Source organism: Variovorax sp. PBL-E5, assembly GCF_901827185.1.
In the GTDB taxonomy this organism is placed as follows: Bacteria; Pseudomonadota; Gammaproteobacteria; order Burkholderiales; family Burkholderiaceae_C; genus Variovorax.
Genome location: NZ_LR594671.1, coordinates 5024915 through 5041236, shown reverse-complemented (window position 1 = coordinate 5041236; position 16322 = coordinate 5024915). Strand labels below are relative to the sequence as shown.

Here is a 16322-nt window from a genome sequence, read left to right as displayed (position 1 = left end):
GGGCGATGTGCAACGCATCGCCGTCCGCCAACGGCTGGTAGTGGCCAGCCGCCAAGCAGTGGTGCGAAAGCACTGCTGACAAGTCGCTGAAGATCTCAAGCTCCGGAGCTCTCATGGCCCAAACGTCCACGTACAGTTACACCGAACGCAAGCGCATCCGAAAGAACTTCGGCAATCGCGACAGCGTCGTCGAAATTCCCTACCTGCTGCAGATGCAGAAGGACGCCTACACCGCGTTCCTGCAGGCCGGCATCCCGCCCCAGAAACGCACCGTGGAAGGCCTGCAGGCCGCGTTCGACGCTGCGTTCCCGATCGTCTCGCACAACGGTTTCGTCGAGATGAAGTTCCTCGAGTACAACCTCGCGAAGCCGGCCTTCGACGTGCGTGAATGCCAGACCCGCGGGCTGACCTTCGCCTCGGCGGTGCGCGCCAAGGTCCAGCTGATCATCTACGACCGCGAGTCGTCGACCTCGCAGTCGAAGGTGGTCAAGGAAGTGAAGGAGCAGGAGGTCTACATGGGCGAAGTGCCGCTCATGACCGACAAGGGTTCCTTCATCATCAACGGCACCGAACGCGTGATCGTCTCGCAGCTGCACCGTTCGCCGGGCGTGTTCTTCGAGCATGACAAGGGCAAGACGCACAGCTCGGGCAAGCTGCTGTTCTCGGCCCGCGTGATTCCTTACCGCGGCTCGTGGCTCGACTTCGAGTTCGACCCGAAGGACATGCTGTACTTCCGCGTCGACCGCCGCCGCAAGATGCCGGTGACGATCCTCTTGAAGGCCATCGGCCTGAACCCGGAATCGATCCTCGCGAACTTCTTCGTCAACGACAACTTCCGCCTGATGGACAGCGGTGCGCAGATGGAGTTCGTCTCCGAGCGCCTGCGCGGCGAAGTCGCACGCTTCGACATCACCGACAAGTCCGGCAAGGTCGTGGTCGCCAAGGACAAGCGCGTCACCGCGCGCCACACGCGCGAGCTCGAACAGACGGGCACCACGCACATCAGCGTGCCGGAAGACTTCCTGGTCGGCCGTGTCATCGCCCGCAACATCGTCGACGCCGACTCGGGCGAGATCCTGGCCAAGGCCAACGACGAGCTGACCGAAGCGCTGCTCAAGAAGCTGCGCGCCGCCGGCGTGCAGGACGTGCAGGCCATCTACACCAACGAACTCGACCAGGGCGCCTACATCTCGCAGACGCTGCGCATCGACGAAACGGCCGATGAGTTCGCCGCGCGCGTGGCCATCTACCGCATGATGCGCCCCGGCGAGCCGCCGACGGAAGACGCGGTGCAGGCCCTGTTCCAGCGCCTGTTCTACAACCCCGACACCTACGACCTGTCGCGCGTCGGCCGCATGAAGTTCAACGCCAAGGTCGGCCGCGACGAATCCACCGGCCCGATGGTGCTGACCAACGAGGACATCCTGGCCGTGGTCAAGATCCTCGTCGACCTGCGCAACGGCCGCGGCGAAGTCGACGACATCGACCACCTGGGCAACCGCCGCGTGCGCTGCGTCGGCGAACTGGCCGAGAACCAGTACCGCACCGGCCTGGCCCGCATCGAGAAGGCCGTCAAGGAACGTCTGGGTCAAGCGGAACAAGAGCCGCTGATGCCGCACGACCTGATCAACAGCAAGCCGATCTCGGCCGCGCTGAAGGAATTCTTCGGTGCCTCGCAGCTGTCGCAGTTCATGGACCAGACCAACCCGCTGTCCGAGATCACGCACAAGCGTCGCGTCTCGGCCCTCGGCCCGGGCGGTCTGACGCGCGAACGCGCCGGCTTCGAAGTGCGCGACGTGCACGTCACGCACTACGGCCGCGTGTGCCCGATCGAAACGCCCGAAGGCCCGAACATCGGCCTGATCAACTCGCTGGCCCTGTACGCCCGCCTGAACGAATACGGCTTCATCGAGACGCCGTACCGCCGCGTGGTCGACAGCAAGGTCACGATGGACATCGACTACCTGTCGGCCATCGAGGAAGGCAAGTACGTCATCGCCCAGGCCAACGCCGCGCTCGACAAGGACGGCCGCCTGACTGGCGACCTCGTGTCCGCGCGCGAAACCGGCGAGTCGATCCTGGTCGGCGCCGAGCGCGTGCAGTACATGGACGTGTCGCCGGCGCAGATCGTGTCGGTGGCCGCCTCGCTGGTGCCCTTCCTCGAGCACGACGATGCGAACCGCGCGCTGATGGGCGCCAACATGCAGCGCCAGGCCGTGCCGGTGCTGCGTCCCGAGAAGGCCTTCGTCGGTACCGGCATCGAGCGCGTCTCCGCGGTCGACTCGGGTACCGTGGTCACCGCGACCCGAGGCGGCATCGTCGACTACGTCGATGCCACCCGCATCGTGGTGCGCGTGAACGACGCCGAAGCGGCGGCCGGTGAAGTCGGTGTGGACATCTACAACCTGATCAAGTATCAGCGTTCGAACCAGAACACCAACATCCACCAGCGCCCGATCGTCAAGCGCGGCGACAAGATCGACAAGGGCGACGTGGTGGCCGACGGCGCCTCGACCGACCTCGGCGAACTGGCCCTGGGCCAGAACATGCTGGTCGCGTTCATGCCCTGGAACGGCTACAACTTCGAAGACTCGATCCTGATCAGCGAAAGAGTCGTCGCCGAAGACCGCTACACCTCGATCCACATCGAGGAACTGGTGGTGATGGCCCGCGACACCAAGCTCGGTGCCGAGGAAATCACGCGCGACATCCCGAACCTGGCCGAACAGCAGCTCAATCGCCTGGACGAGTCCGGGATCATCTACGTCGGCGCCGAAGTGCAGCCTGGTGACACGCTGGTCGGCAAGGTCACGCCCAAGGGCGAGACCACGCTGACGCCGGAAGAAAAACTGCTGCGCGCGATCTTCGGCGAGAAGGCCTCCGACGTGAAGGACACCTCGCTGCGCGTCGACCAGGGCTCGCAAGGCACCGTGATCGACGTGCAGGTGTTCACGCGCGAAGGCATCACGCGCGACAAGCGCGCCCAGCAGATCATCGATGACGAGCTCAAGCGCTTCCGCCTCGACCTGAACGACCAGCTGCGCATCGTCGAGGCCGACGCCTTCGACCGGATCGAGAAGCTGCTGATCGGCAAGCCCGCCAACGGCGGCCCGAACAAGCTGGCCAAGGGCACCAAGCTCGACCGCGCCTACCTGTCGTCGATCGAGAAGTTCCACTGGTTCGACATCCGCCCGGCGGACGACGAGGTGGCCTCGCAGCTCGAATCGATCAAGAACTCGCTCGAGCAGACGCGCCACAGCTTCGACCTCGCGTTCGAGGAAAAGCGCAAGAAGCTCACGCAGGGCGACGAGCTGCCCGCGGGCGTGCTCAAGATGGTCAAGGTCTACCTGGCCGTCAAGCGCCGCCTGCAGCCCGGCGACAAGATGGCCGGCCGCCACGGCAACAAGGGCGTGGTGTCGAAGATCGTTCCGGTCGAGGACATGCCCCACATGGCCGACGGCACGCCGTGCGACATCTGCCTGAATCCGCTGGGCGTGCCCTCGCGGATGAACGTCGGGCAGGTGCTCGAGGTGCATCTGGGCTGGGCCGGCAAGGGCATCGGCCAGCGCATCGGCGACATGCTGCAGGCCGAGGCCAAGGTGGCCGAGCTGCGCAAGTTCATGGACCAGCTCTACAACGGCTCGGGCCGCAAGGAAGACCTGAGCAAGCTCAGCGACGCCGACGTGCTCGAGATGGCCGGCAACCTGTCGACCGGCGTGCCGTTCGCGACGCCGGTGTTCGACGGTGCCTCGGAAGAGGAAATCCGCGGCATGCTGAAGCTGGCCTATCCGGAAGAGATCGCCAAGGTCAAGGGCCTGACCGACACGCGCACCCAGGCCTACCTGTACGACGGCCGCACCGGCGACCAGTTCGAGCGGCCCGTCACGGTCGGCTACATGCACGTGCTCAAGCTGCACCATCTGGTGGACGACAAGATGCACGCGCGCTCGACCGGCCCGTACAGCCTGGTCACGCAGCAGCCGCTGGGCGGCAAGGCGCAATTCGGCGGCCAGCGTTTCGGCGAAATGGAAGTGTGGGCGCTCGAGGCCTACGGCGCCGCCTACGTGCTGCAGGAAATGCTGACGGTGAAGTCCGACGACGTGCAGGGCCGTACCAAGGTCTACGAGAGCATCGTCAAGGGCGAACACTCGATCGAGGCCGGCATGCCGGAATCGTTCAACGTGCTGGTCAAGGAAATTCGTTCGCTGGGGCTCGACATCGAGCTCGAGCGTTCTTAATTTGAAAAGGGAAAGAGTCTTATGAAATCGCTACTCGACCTGTTCAAGCAATTCACGCCCGATGAGCATTTCGATGCCATCAAGATCGGCATGGCTTCGCCCGAGAAGATCCGTTCGTGGTCTTTCGGCGAGGTGAAGAAGCCGGAGACGATCAACTACCGGACCTTCAAGCCCGAGCGCGACGGCCTGTTCTGCGCCAAGATCTTCGGCCCGATCAAGGACTACGAGTGCCTGTGCGGGAAGTACAAGCGCCTCAAGCACCGCGGCGTGATCTGCGAGAAGTGCGGCGTCGAAGTCACGCAGACCAAGGTGCGCCGCGAGCGCATGGGTCACATCGACCTGGCCGCGCCCTGCGCGCACATCTGGTTCCTGAAGTCGCTGCCGTCGCGCCTGGGCCTCGTGCTCGACATGACGCTGCGCGACATCGAACGCGTGCTGTACTTCGAAGCCTACGTGATCACCGATCCCGGCATGACCCCGCTGAAGAAGTTCGGCATCATGTCCGAGGACGACTACGACGCCAAGCGCAAGGAATACGGTGACGAGTTCGTCGCCAAGATGGGCGCCGAAGGCATCAAGGACCTGCTGGAGGGTATCGAGCTCGACAGCGAGATCGAGAAGCTGCGCGGCGACCTGACCGGCTCCGAAGTCAAGGTCAAGAAGAACTCCAAGCGCCTCAAGGTGCTGGAAGCCTTCCGCAAGTCGGGCATCAAGCCCAACTGGATGGTGCTCGAAGTGCTGCCCGTGCTGCCGCCGGACCTGCGTCCGCTGGTGCCGCTCGACGGCGGCCGTTTCGCCACCTCGGACCTGAACGACCTCTACCGCCGCGTCATCAACCGCAACAGCCGCCTGCGCCGCCTGCTCGAACTGAAGGCGCCGGAAATCATCGCGCGCAACGAGAAGCGGATGCTGCAGGAAGCGGTCGATTCGCTGCTGGACAACGGCCGCCGCGGCAAGGCCATGACGGGCGCCAACAAGCGCGCGCTCAAGTCGCTGGCCGACATGATCAAGGGCAAGAGCGGCCGCTTCCGCCAGAATCTGCTGGGCAAGCGCGTCGACTACTCGGGCCGTTCGGTCATCGTGGTCGGCCCGACGCTCAAGCTGCACCAGTGCGGCCTGCCGAAGCTGATGGCGCTCGAGCTGTTCAAGCCCTTCATCTTCTCGCGCCTCGAAGCCATGGGCATCGCGACCACCATCAAGGCGGCCAAGAAGGAAGTCGAATCCGGCACGCCGGTGGTCTGGGACATCCTGGAAGAGGTGATCAAGGAACACCCGGTGATGCTGAACCGCGCACCGACCTTGCACCGCCTGGGCATCCAGGCCTTCGAGCCGATCCTGATCGAAGGCAAGGCGATCCAGCTGCATCCGCTGGTCTGCGCGGCCTTCAACGCCGACTTCGACGGCGACCAGATGGCCGTCCACGTGCCGCTGTCGGTGGAAGCGCAGATGGAAGCCCGCACGCTGATGCTGGCCTCCAACAACGTGCTGTTCCCGGCCAACGGCGAACCGTCGATCGTGCCGTCGCAGGACGTGGTGCTGGGTCTGTACTACACGACCCGCGAGCGCATCAACGGCCGCGGCGAGGGCCTGATCTTCTCCGACATCGGCGAAGTGCAGCGCGCGCTCGACGCCAACGTGGCCGAGCTCACCGCCAAGGTCAGCGTGCGCATCACCGAGTACACGAAGGACAAGGAAACGGGCGAGTTCAAGCCTTCGACCGAGCTCGTCGACACGACCGTGGGCCGCGCGCTGCTGTCCGAGATCCTGCCCAAGGGGCTGCCGTTCTCGAACATCAACAAGGCGCTGAAGAAGAAGGAAATCTCCAAGCTCATCAACGTCTCGTTCCGCAAGTGCGGCCTGAAGGAGACCGTGGTCTTCGCCGACAAGCTGTTGCAGAACGGCTTCCGGCTGGCGACCAAGGCCGGGATCTCGATCGCCATCGACGACATGCTGGTGCCGGCCGAGAAGCACGGCATCATCGAGCGCTCCGCCAAGGAAGTGAAGGAGATCGAGCAGCAGTACGTCTCGGGCCTGGTCACCTCCGGCGAGCGCTACAACAAGGTGGTGGACATCTGGGGCAAGGCCGGCGACGAAGTGTCGAAGGTCATGATGGCCAAGCTCTCGAAAGAGAAAGCCATCGACCGCCACGGCAAGGAAGTCGAGCAGGAGTCCTTCAACTCTATCTACATGATGGCCGACTCCGGTGCGCGCGGTTCCGCCGCGCAGATCCGGCAGGTCGCCGGCATGCGGGGCCTGATGGCCAAGCCCGACGGCTCGATCATCGAGACGCCCATCACCGCGAACTTCCGCGAAGGTCTGAACGTGCTGGAGTACTTCATCTCCACGCACGGTGCCCGAAAGGGTCTGGCCGACACGGCGCTGAAGACCGCGAACTCCGGCTACCTGACGCGCCGCCTGGTCGACGTGACGCAGGATCTGGTCGTGATCGAACAGGACTGCGGCACGCAGGACGGCGCAGTGATGCGCGCGATCGTCGAAGGCGGTGAAGTCATCGAATCGCTGCGCGACCGCATCCTCGGTCGCACCGCGGCCGAAGACATCGTGCATCCGGAAACGCGCGCCGTGCTGGCCCAGGCCGGCGACATGCTCGACGAGGACGTGATCGAAGCGCTCGAACTCGAAGGCGTCGACGAAGTCAAGGTGCGCACCGCGCTGACCTGCTCGACGCGCTTCGGCCTCTGCGCCAAGTGCTACGGCCGCGACCTCGGCCGCGGCGGCCTGGTCAACAACGGCGAAGCGGTCGGCGTGATCGCGGCGCAGTCGATCGGCGAACCCGGCACGCAGCTGACGATGCGTACCTTCCACATCGGTGGCGCGGCATCGCGTGCGGCGGTCGCTTCCAGCGTCGAAGCCAAGTCCAACGGCGTGATCGGCTTCAACGCCACGATGCGCTACGTGACCAACAGCAAGAGCGAGCTGGTCGTGATCGCGCGTTCGGGCGAGATCGTCATCCATGACGAGCACGGCCGCGAGCGCGAGCGCCACAAGGTGCCGTACGGCGCGACGCTGGCCGTCAAGGCCGATCAGCAGGTCAAGGCCGGCCACGTGCTGGCCAACTGGGATCCGCTGACGCGCCCGATCATCACCGAGTTCGCCGGCCTGACCCGCTTCGAGAACGTCGAGGAAGGCCTCACGGTTGCCAAGCAGGTCGACGAGGTCACGGGCCTGTCGACGCTGGTGGTGATCGATCCGAAGCGCCGCGGCGCGGCCAAGGTCGTGCGTCCGCAGGTGAAGCTGATCGATGCCTCGGGCAACGAGGTCAAGATCCCGGGCACCGACCACTCGGTGACCATCGGCTTCCCGATCGGTGCGCTGGTCCAGGTGCGCGACGGCCAGGACGTGGGCCCTGGCGAGGTGCTGGCGCGGATTCCGGTCGAAGGCCAGAAGACCCGCGACATCACCGGCGGTCTGCCGCGTGTGGCCGAGCTGTTCGAGGCGCGTTCGCCGAAGGACAAGGGCATGCTGGCCGAGATGACCGGCACCGTGTCGTTCGGCAAGGAGACCAAGGGCAAGATCCGTCTGCAGATCACCGACCCCGAGGGCAAGGTCTGGGAAGACCTGGTGCCCAAGGAGAAGAACATCCTGGTGCACGAAGGCCAGGTGGTGAACAAGGGCGAGAGCGTGGTCGACGGTCCGGCCGATCCGCAGGACATCCTGCGTCTGCTGGGCTCGGAAGAACTCGCGCGCTACATCGTGGACGAAGTGCAGGACGTGTACCGTCTGCAGGGCGTGAAGATCAACGACAAGCACATCGAGGTGATCGTTCGCCAGATGCTGCGCCGCGTCGTGGTCGAGAACGTCGGCGATGCCAACTACATTGCCGGCGAACAGGTCGAACGCAGCGAGATGCTCAACACCAACGACGCCCTGCGCGCCGAAGGCAAGATGCCCGCGACTTTCACCAACCTGCTGCTCGGCATCACGAAGGCATCGCTGTCGACCGACAGCTTCATCAGCGCCGCATCGTTCCAGGAAACGACGCGCGTGCTGACCGAAGCCGCGATCATGGGCAAGCGCGACGAGCTGCGCGGTCTGAAGGAAAACGTCATCGTCGGCCGCCTGATTCCCGCGGGCACCGGCATGGCGTACCACCAGGCGCGCAAGGTCAAGGACGCGATGGACGAGGCCGAGCGCCGCGCGATCGCCGAGTCGGAAGCCGCCGAGCTGGCGGGCAACTCGACGGACGATGCAAGCACGGTCGACGCCAGCGAAGGCGCCGCGACCGAATAACTGGTTAGCATCACCGGCCATGACCGGTCCCGAACGCCCCCCTTCCGCCCGCGGACGGGGGGCTTTTTTCTGCCGGCGGCTTCCATGAGCAAGCTGCCCGATTCACTGCCGTACTGGATCGCCGGCGCGCTGGCGCTGTTCTGGTTCGTCGGCGCCTACAACCGCCTGGTGCGCCTGCGCTCGGCGGCGTTGCAGGCCTACGCGGCGCTCGATGCGGCGCTCGTGCGGCAGCTCGACTTCGTGCAGGCGCGTGTCGCGGCCGAGCCGGCCACGGGTGCCGTGTTCGAGAACGGATCCGGCGGCGCCTCGCTGCCCGCGGCGGCCGGGCAGTTGGCGACGCTCCTGGCCGCCACGCGCCTGCGTCCGCTCAATCCGGCCGGCATTGCGGCGCTGGCGACGGCGCTGCACGTGCTGCTGTCGGCCTGGCAGCGGCTGCATCCGGATTCGGTGGTCAGCTTCGATGCGGATGGCGTGCTGTCCCGTCCCGCACCGCTCACGGGCACGCTCGAGCCGTCCGCGGACGGGGCGGCACCCATCGCCTGGCCCGAGCCCTCGGCGGCCGCCGAGATCGCGCGCAACCAGTTCAACCTCGCCGTGGCGCAGTACAACGGCGCGATCACGCAATTCCCGGCGCTGCTGGTGGCGTGGATCATGCAACTGCGGCAGGCCGCGCCGCTGCGTTGATCGGCGTGCCGACCAGATCGGTCCTCTACCATCGGAACAAGTTGCCAGATCCATCAGACTCCTTTCCCGTCGCATTGCCGCAGTCGCCGCCGCTCTGGCGGCAACTGCAGTTGACGGCCGTCGCCATCGCTTCGATTCGCGACGGCGTGTCGGGCTCGGTCGCCTTCGCTGCCGTCGAGCCAGGCTTGCGCGCGGGCGTGCAGGCGCTCGGCTTCCAGGTGCTGCGCTGGCTCGGCCGCGCCGAGGCGCTGCGCCGTCAGCTGGCCAGGCGCACGCCGCCGCCCGCGGCCGACGCGCTGCTTTGCACCGCGCTCGCGCTGGCCTGGGATGCGGCGTTGTCGCCGTACGAACCCTTCACGCTGGTCGATCAGGCAGTCGAGGCCGCGAAGCGCAATCCGGGCACGCGCGCGCAGGCCAGCTTCGTCAATGCCTGCCTGCGGCGTTTTCTGCGCGAGCGCGACGAGCTGGTGGCGGCCACCGAGCGCGAGCCCGTGGCGCAATGGAACCATCCGCGATGGTGGATCGAGCGGCTCAAGCGCGACCATCCGCGCGAATGGCAGCAGGTGCTCGCGACCGACAACACGCAGGCGCCGATGACGCTGCGCATCAACCTGCGCAAGACCGATATGGCGTCCTGCATGGCAGGGCTGCAGATCGCGGACGTGCCGGCGGTCCGGGTCGGCGCCAGCGGCCTGCAGCTGGGGCGTGCGCGGCCGGTTCATCAGCTGCCGGGCTTCGCCGAAGGCGAGTGGTCGGTGCAGGACGCCGCCGCGCAACTCGCGGCGCCGCTGCTGCTCGGCGGCCTCGGCCAGGCAGCGAAAGGGACTGCTGCGCCGCTGCGCGTGCTCGATGCCTGCGCCGCGCCCGGCGGCAAGACCGCTCATCTGCTCGAGGTGGCGGGTCCGGGCGTCATCGAGCTCACGGCGCTGGAAATCGATGCCGCACGCAGCCGGCGCATCGACGAGACGCTGGGCCGGCTCGGCCTCGCCGCGAAGATCGTCGTGGCCGATGCCGCGCGCCCGGCGCAGTGGTGGGACGGCACGCCCTTCGACGCCATCCTGCTCGACGCACCCTGTACCGCGTCGGGCATCGTGCGCCGCCATCCGGACGTGCGTTGGCTGCGCCGCGAGAGCGATATCGAGCAGCTGGCGCTCCAGCAGGCCATGTTGCTGGCTGCCCTGTGGCCCCTGGTGCGGCCGGGCGGCCGTCTGCTCTACTGCACCTGCTCCGTCTTCCGGGAAGAGGGGGCGCACCAGATCGATGCGTTCCTTGCGCACAACACCGACGCTGCTTTGCTGCCCTCGCCGGGGCATTTGCTGCCTCAAAGCAGAGGGAATGCCCGCAGCGTCCCGGACAATGCCTTGGGTGATCACGACGGTTTCTTCTACGCCCTGCTTGAAAAGCGGCCGCGCTGAAAGGCGCAGCCCGGCCTGGCTGGTCGTGCTGTTGCTCCTCGTCTCGGTCCTGGCCTGGCTGCCCGGACAGGCGTCGGCGCAGTCGCGCGACGCCTCGGTCACCCACCTGCGGCTCGACGAGGGCGACGACGGGGTGTACCTGACCGCCCAGGTGCAGTTCGAACTCCCGCCCCTGGTCGAAGACGTGCTCGAGAAGGGGATCGCGATCTACTTCGTGGCGGAGGCCGAGCTCTATCGGGAGCGCTGGTACTGGACCGACCGCAAGGTGGGGCAGGTCACGCGCTACATGCGCCTGGCCTATCAGCCGCTCACGCGCCGCTGGCGGCTCAACGTGTCGCCGGTGCCGATCGTCAACGCGGGTTTCGGTGTGTCGCTCAACCAGAACTTCGACACGCTGCCGGATGCGCTCGATGCCATCCGGCGCGTGGGCCGGTTGCGACTGGGCGACATGTCCGAGATCGGTGACGAAGCGACCCATCCCGTGACATTCCGTTTCCGGCTCGACACCTCCCAGCTGCCGCGGCCCTTCCAGATCGGTGCGGTGGGCCAGTCGGACTGGAACATCTCGGCCGAGCGCAGCGCCCGGCTGCCGCTGGAGAAGGGCCGATGAGCACCGGTCCGCGCGGCGCCGCCACCGCGGCGGCGCCGAAACGCCGTTCCCGCGCCGTGCGCTGGGCGCTGGGCGTCACGGCCGCGCTGGTGACCGCCATCGGCCTCGTGCTCATGTTCCTGCTGGCCCAGGCCACCAACAACCGCGCGTTCTACGAGCGCAACTACGCGCGCCTCTTCGGCATCAACGTGATCGTCGCGGTGGTGCTGATCCTGGTGATCGGATGGGTCGCGTTCCGGCTGCTGCGGCGCCTGCGCCAGGGCAAGTTCGGCAGCCGCCTGCTGATCAAGCTGGCCGCCATCTTCGCGCTGGTCGGCGTGGTGCCCGGCGTGCTGGTGTATGTCGTGTCCTATCAGTTCGTAGCCCGGTCGATCGAGAGCTGGTTCGACGTCAAGGTCGAAGGCGCGCTCGATGCCGGCCTGAACCTGGGCCGCGCCACGCTGGATTCGCTGTCCGACGATCTCGTGAGCAAGACGCGCACGGCAAGCCTTCAACTGGTCGACGTGCCGGACACCCGCGCCGGCCTCGTGCTCGAACGCATCCGCGATCAGCTGGGCGCCAGCGACGTCGTGCTGTGGACCGGCAGCGGCCAGCAGGTGGCGGGCGCGGGCACGTCCCGCTTCCAGCTCAATCCCGAGCGGCCGACGCAGCAGCAGTTTCGCCAGGTGCGCGCCGATCGGGCGATCGCCCACATCGAAGGGCTCGACGAGGCGCCCGCGCCGGGTGCGGCAGCGCCACCGCCCGCCAGCGTGCGATCGCTCGCGCTGGTGCAGCGGACGGGATTCGAGTTCAACACCGAGCCTCGATTCCTGCAGATCACCTTGCCGCTGCCGCCGGCGATCGTGGCCAACGCACTGGCCGTGCAGGAAGCCAATCGCGAATACCAGGAAAGGGCGCTCGGGCGCGAAGGCCTGCGCCGGATGTACATCGGCACGCTCACGCTGACGCTGTTCCTCGCCGTGTTCGGTGCCGTACTGCTTGCCGTCCTGTTCGGCAACCAGCTCGCGCGGCCGCTCCTGGTGCTGGCCGACGGCGTTCGCCAGGTCGCCGCCGGCGATCTGCGGCCGACGGCGGTGCTGCAAGGCAAAGACGAGCTCGGCGGCCTCACGCGCTCGTTCGCCGTCATGACCCAGCAGCTGGCCGATGCGCGCGGTGCGATCGAGCAGACCATGGGCGAGCTCGATGCCGCGCGCTCCAACCTGCAGACCATCCTCGACAACCTGACTTCGGGCGTGATCGTGCTCGACGCCCGGGGCGTGGTGATATCGACCAATCCGGGCGCGACCCGCGTCCTGCGCGCGCCGCTGGCGGCCTACGAGGGCCAGCCGCTGGCCGAAGTGCCGGGCTTGATCGAATTCGCGCAGGGCGTGCAGCAGCAGTTCGACGAGTTCGAGGTCGAGCGCCTGCAGCACGGACTCGACCACTGGCAGCACGCGTTCGAACTTCATCCGGACGGCGAAGGGATGTCGCAGGACACCATCAATATCGTCGCCCGCGGCGCCGCGCTGCCGGAAGCGGCAAGGCTGCTGGTGTTCGACGACATCTCCGAGATCGTCTCGGCGCAGCGCGCCCAGGCCTGGGGCGAGGTGGCGCGACGCCTTGCCCACGAGATCAAGAATCCGCTGACGCCGATCCAGCTGTCGGCCGAGCGCCTCGAGATGAAACTCTCCGGCAAGGTCGATCCGCCCGAGCAGGCGATCCTCACCAAGTCGGTCAAGACCATCGTCGACCAGGTCGATGCGATGAAGCGCCTGGTCAACGAGTTCCGCGACTACGCCCGCCTGCCCGCGGCCGATCTGAAGCCGGTCGATCTGAACGCGCTGGTGACGGACGTGCTGCAGCTCTACGCCGCAGAGAACGCACCCATTGCACTGCATTCCGAACTGGACGAGCGTTGCCCGCCGATCCGCGGCGATGCGCAGCAGATCCGGCAGATCATCCACAACCTGCTGCAGAACGCCCAGGATGCGGCCGAGGCCGCGGTCAGCGGCCATGGCCGCAGGGGCGAAGTCATCATCCGCACCCGGCTTGGCGATTCGGGCCAGCGCGTGCGCCTCACCGTGCAGGACAACGGGCCGGGCTTCGCCGACAACATTCTCAAGCGAGCCTTCGAACCGTACGTCACGACGAAGACCAAGGGCACCGGGCTCGGCCTGGCGGTGGTCAAGAAAATCGCCGACGAGCACGGCGCGCGCATCGAACTTTCCAATCGCATAGTCGAGGGGGCTGTAGCCGGGGCGCAAGTCTCGCTATCATTCGCGCTTGCAGCAGAGCCGCGAGGAGCGGTCGCTTACACCGAAGATTCGAAGCCGTCCACTGCCTGAGCGTCTGTGCAAACGCGGCGGCGAGCCGGCGAGCGGACGCATCGCATCACTCCATAAATAGCAGCGCACAACTCAGGCACTCATGGCAAACATTCTCGTGGTCGACGATGAGCTGGGCATTCGGGACCTGCTCTTCGAAATTCTCAATGACGAAGGCCACAACGTCGAACTCGCCGAGAACGCGGCCGAGGCGCGCGCCGCCCGACAGCGCGCCCGCCCCGACCTCGTGCTGCTCGACATCTGGATGCCCGACACCGACGGCGTGACGCTGCTCAAGGAGTGGGCTGCCGCCGGCCTGCTGAGCATGCCCGTCGTCATGATGAGCGGCCATGCGACGATCGACACCGCGGTCGACGCCACGCGCATCGGCGCCTTTGCATTCCTCGAAAAACCCATCACCTTGCAGAAGCTGCTGAAGGCGGTCGAACAGGGTCTGGCGCGCGAGAGCGCGCGCCGTGCCGCGGCGAGCGTGGTGCCGGCAGCGAGCGGCTTTGCCGCCGTGGTGACGACCGTCGGTGACAGCGCGCTGGTGCCCCCGGCGTCTGCGGCGCCTTTGCCCGATCCGGGGCCGCACTCCGTCCAGAGCTTCGACCTCGACCGCCCGCTGCGCGATGCGCGCGACGGCTTCGAGAAGGCGTACTTCGAGTTCCATCTGGCGATGGAGAACGGATCGATGACGAGGGTGGCGGAAAAGACCGGCCTCGAACGCACCCATCTCTACCGCAAGCTCAAGCAACTTGGCGTCGACCTGTCGAGAGGCCGGCGCGGCAATGTATAATCGCCGGCTGCACGCCAAGGCCCGAAACGCCGGTCGAGTCTTTCGAGACCGCCACTGATTGTTCGGTCACCGAAGCGTACATGGCCCGGTAGCTCAGTTGGTAGAGCAGCGGATTGAAAATCCGCGTGTCGGTGGTTCGATTCCGCCCCAGGCCACCATCTTTCTTTCTCAGTAGATCCCAAGACAGCTCAAGGGTCCTTGTAAATCAAGGACTTAGCCTGAAAAGGCGGCTCAAGCGGTATCTCCGAATTCCAGAACGTCCCATCCTTGGTTGTACCCCAGGTTGTACCCCAGACTGTTTTTCAACATTTCTGTTTTCGGGGGTACAACGTGGGAGTCTTAAACGACCTTCTGGTCAAGGCGGCCGAGCCGCGCGACAGCGAATACATGCTTTCGGACGGGGAGGGCCTTTACCTCCGCGTGCGTACAAGCGGCAAAGCCTGGATCTATCGATATCAGCAGGCTGGCAAGCCCGGCAAGCTCAGCCTGGGAAGTTATCCGACAGTTTCACTGGCCACTGCCCGGAAGAAGGTGCGTGCGGAGGCCGAGAAGCTCGCTTGCGGCACCGATCCGAAGGAGGCACGCAGGCAGGAGCAGGAACGGGCGCGGGTCGCCCAACTGAACACCCTGGAGCTTACCGCCCGCGCTTGGCACGCCCAGGCCAAGAAGGACCGGCAATGGTCCGACGGCTACGCCGAAAAGGTGATCCGTCACTTGGAGCTGCATATCTTCCCGTGGCAGGGAGACCGGCAGATGGACAAGATTCTTCCGACGGAACTAGTACGCTGCCTGCACCGTATCAAGGAACGCGGACACCTTGAAACTGCCCAGCGCGTCCGAGAGGCCGTGCAGCAGGTGTTCCAGTACGCAGTGGACGTAGGCGCACTGGAGCCGGCCAAGAACTTCGTCAATAGCCGTACCGGAGGGCTGCCTCCGCCACGTGCGCGTCACTTTGCCGCCATTACGGACCCGCACCGACTCGGGCAGCTCCTGCGTGATATCCATGGCTACAAGGGTCACGTTCTGACGCGAGCCGCACTGCGACTGATGCCAATGCTTTTTCAGCGACCAGGGCAGCTCCGATTTGCCCACTGGGAGGATTTGGACTTCGATATCCAGCTCTGGCGGTGTCCACCTGAAAAGATGAAGCTGCGCGAATGGAAAAAACGCGACAGCCGCACGCCCGCACACTTAGTGCCCGTCCCACGCCAAGGAATGGAGATCTTGCGTGAGATCTATCCGCTCACTGGGCCGACTGGCCCGATCTTCCGCAACATGGCGAAGCGATCAGAATCGTCCCGGTACATGAGCGATAACACCATCAATAGCGCCTTGAGGACGCTCGGCTACAGCACACAGGAGGACATCACAGGCCATGGTTTCCGGGCAACTGCACGGACCCTGATCCGCGAACTCTTGCACTGCGACGCCGACGTGATTGAGCGCCACCTTGCGCATGTATCCGACGAAGAGCTTGGAGGCAGCTATGACCGGGCTACGTTCCTGCAAAAGCGTCGCGAAATGGTCCAGCAGTGGGCCGACCTGCTGGATACGCTTGCAGCAGGAAGCACTGCGTTGCTCCTACCACTAGAAGGAGTGGGGCATCCCGCCGGCGCCAATGCGCATATGCCGGCTGCACGAAGCGACTTTCCCATCACGATGGCGGCGTGAAGCGGTAGGCCTCCGGGTCGTCAATCCAAGCCTGGAGGGCTTCACGCGCCCAGCCCGAAGCGCGGCCACCCAGCGTCACTGGTGGCGGGAACCGGCCTTCTGCGATCCGACGGTAGATCGTCGAGCGGCTCAGGGCGGAAATGCGACTGACTTCACGCAGTCGGTAAAACGCTGGCGCGACGGAGGGCGCAGCCTTAGACGGAGTGGGCCGCGGAAACGGCATGAGATGATTTGAGATAAGCATGGCGCGATGATTCGACATTGCCACTACCGTTGCCACCTACCGCAGCGTAGCGGAGCGTGGTTCTCGGGTCAGGCTACTATGTTCAAGCGAGTCGACAACAGAGACTC

9 protein-coding genes and 1 tRNA gene are annotated in these 16322 nt (G+C 65.8%); 9 read left to right on the top strand and 1 reads right to left on the bottom strand.

Going from position 1 to position 16322, the window contains the following annotated elements; genetic code table 11:
• Nucleotides 1–113 precede the first annotated feature (113 nt).
• The 9 genes from rpoB to WDLP6_RS24530 all read left to right on the top strand — a co-directional run bounded on the left by rpoB (nucleotide 114) and on the right by WDLP6_RS24530 (nucleotide 15971).
• A complete protein-coding gene (rpoB, locus tag WDLP6_RS24570; RefSeq protein ID WP_162594467.1) occupies nucleotides 114–4238 on the top strand; it encodes a DNA-directed RNA polymerase subunit beta in 4125 nt (1374 codons plus the stop codon).
• 21 nt (nucleotides 4239–4259) lie between these two features.
• Nucleotides 4260–8489 (top strand): DNA-directed RNA polymerase subunit beta', encoded by a 4230-nt coding sequence (rpoC, locus tag WDLP6_RS24565; RefSeq protein WP_162569757.1) that lies wholly within the window; start codon nucleotides 4260–4262, stop codon nucleotides 8487–8489.
• Between the two features lie 84 nt (nucleotides 8490–8573).
• The gene (locus WDLP6_RS24560; RefSeq protein ID WP_162594466.1) at nucleotides 8574–9173 is read left to right on the top strand and encodes a LemA family protein; all 600 of its coding nucleotides are present in this window, start codon (nucleotides 8574–8576) and stop codon (nucleotides 9171–9173) included.
• A 41-nt stretch (nucleotides 9174–9214) separates the two neighbouring features.
• Nucleotides 9215–10588 (top strand): 16S rRNA (cytosine(967)-C(5))-methyltransferase RsmB, encoded by a 1374-nt coding sequence (gene rsmB, locus WDLP6_RS24555; protein WP_232077292.1) that lies wholly within the window; start codon nucleotides 9215–9217, stop codon nucleotides 10586–10588.
• Nucleotides 10569–11198: a DUF4390 domain-containing protein gene (locus tag WDLP6_RS24550; protein ID WP_443083429.1), complete on the top strand. Its 630-nt coding sequence runs from the start codon at nucleotides 10569–10571 to the stop codon at nucleotides 11196–11198. Before rsmB ends, WDLP6_RS24550 begins: the two co-directional genes overlap by 20 nt.
• Complete coding sequence (locus WDLP6_RS24545; protein WP_162594464.1) at nucleotides 11195–13522, top strand: sensor histidine kinase; 2328 nt, start codon at nucleotides 11195–11197, stop codon at nucleotides 13520–13522. Before WDLP6_RS24550 ends, WDLP6_RS24545 begins: the two co-directional genes overlap by 4 nt.
• Nucleotides 13523–13604: 82 nt before the next feature.
• Nucleotides 13605–14300 carry a response regulator gene (locus tag WDLP6_RS24540; RefSeq protein ID WP_162569753.1) on the top strand — a complete coding sequence of 232 codons (696 nt, stop codon included), beginning with the start codon at nucleotides 13605–13607 and terminating at the stop codon, nucleotides 14298–14300.
• Between the two features lie 82 nt (nucleotides 14301–14382).
• A tRNA-Phe gene (locus tag WDLP6_RS24535) sits at nucleotides 14383–14458 on the top strand.
• Nucleotides 14459–14567: 109 nt separating this feature from the next.
• Entirely contained in the window at nucleotides 14568–15971 is a 1404-nt protein-coding gene (locus tag WDLP6_RS24530) for a tyrosine-type recombinase/integrase (protein ID WP_232077288.1), read from the top strand.
• Here the strand turns inward: WDLP6_RS24530 and WDLP6_RS24525 are convergent.
• Nucleotides 15955–16194, bottom strand: coding sequence for a helix-turn-helix transcriptional regulator (locus WDLP6_RS24525; RefSeq protein WP_162595242.1), 240 nt, complete (start codon nucleotides 16192–16194; stop codon nucleotides 15955–15957). The two genes, WDLP6_RS24530 and WDLP6_RS24525, sit on opposite strands and share 17 nt — an antisense overlap.
• Nucleotides 16195–16322: the final 128 nt, after the last annotated feature.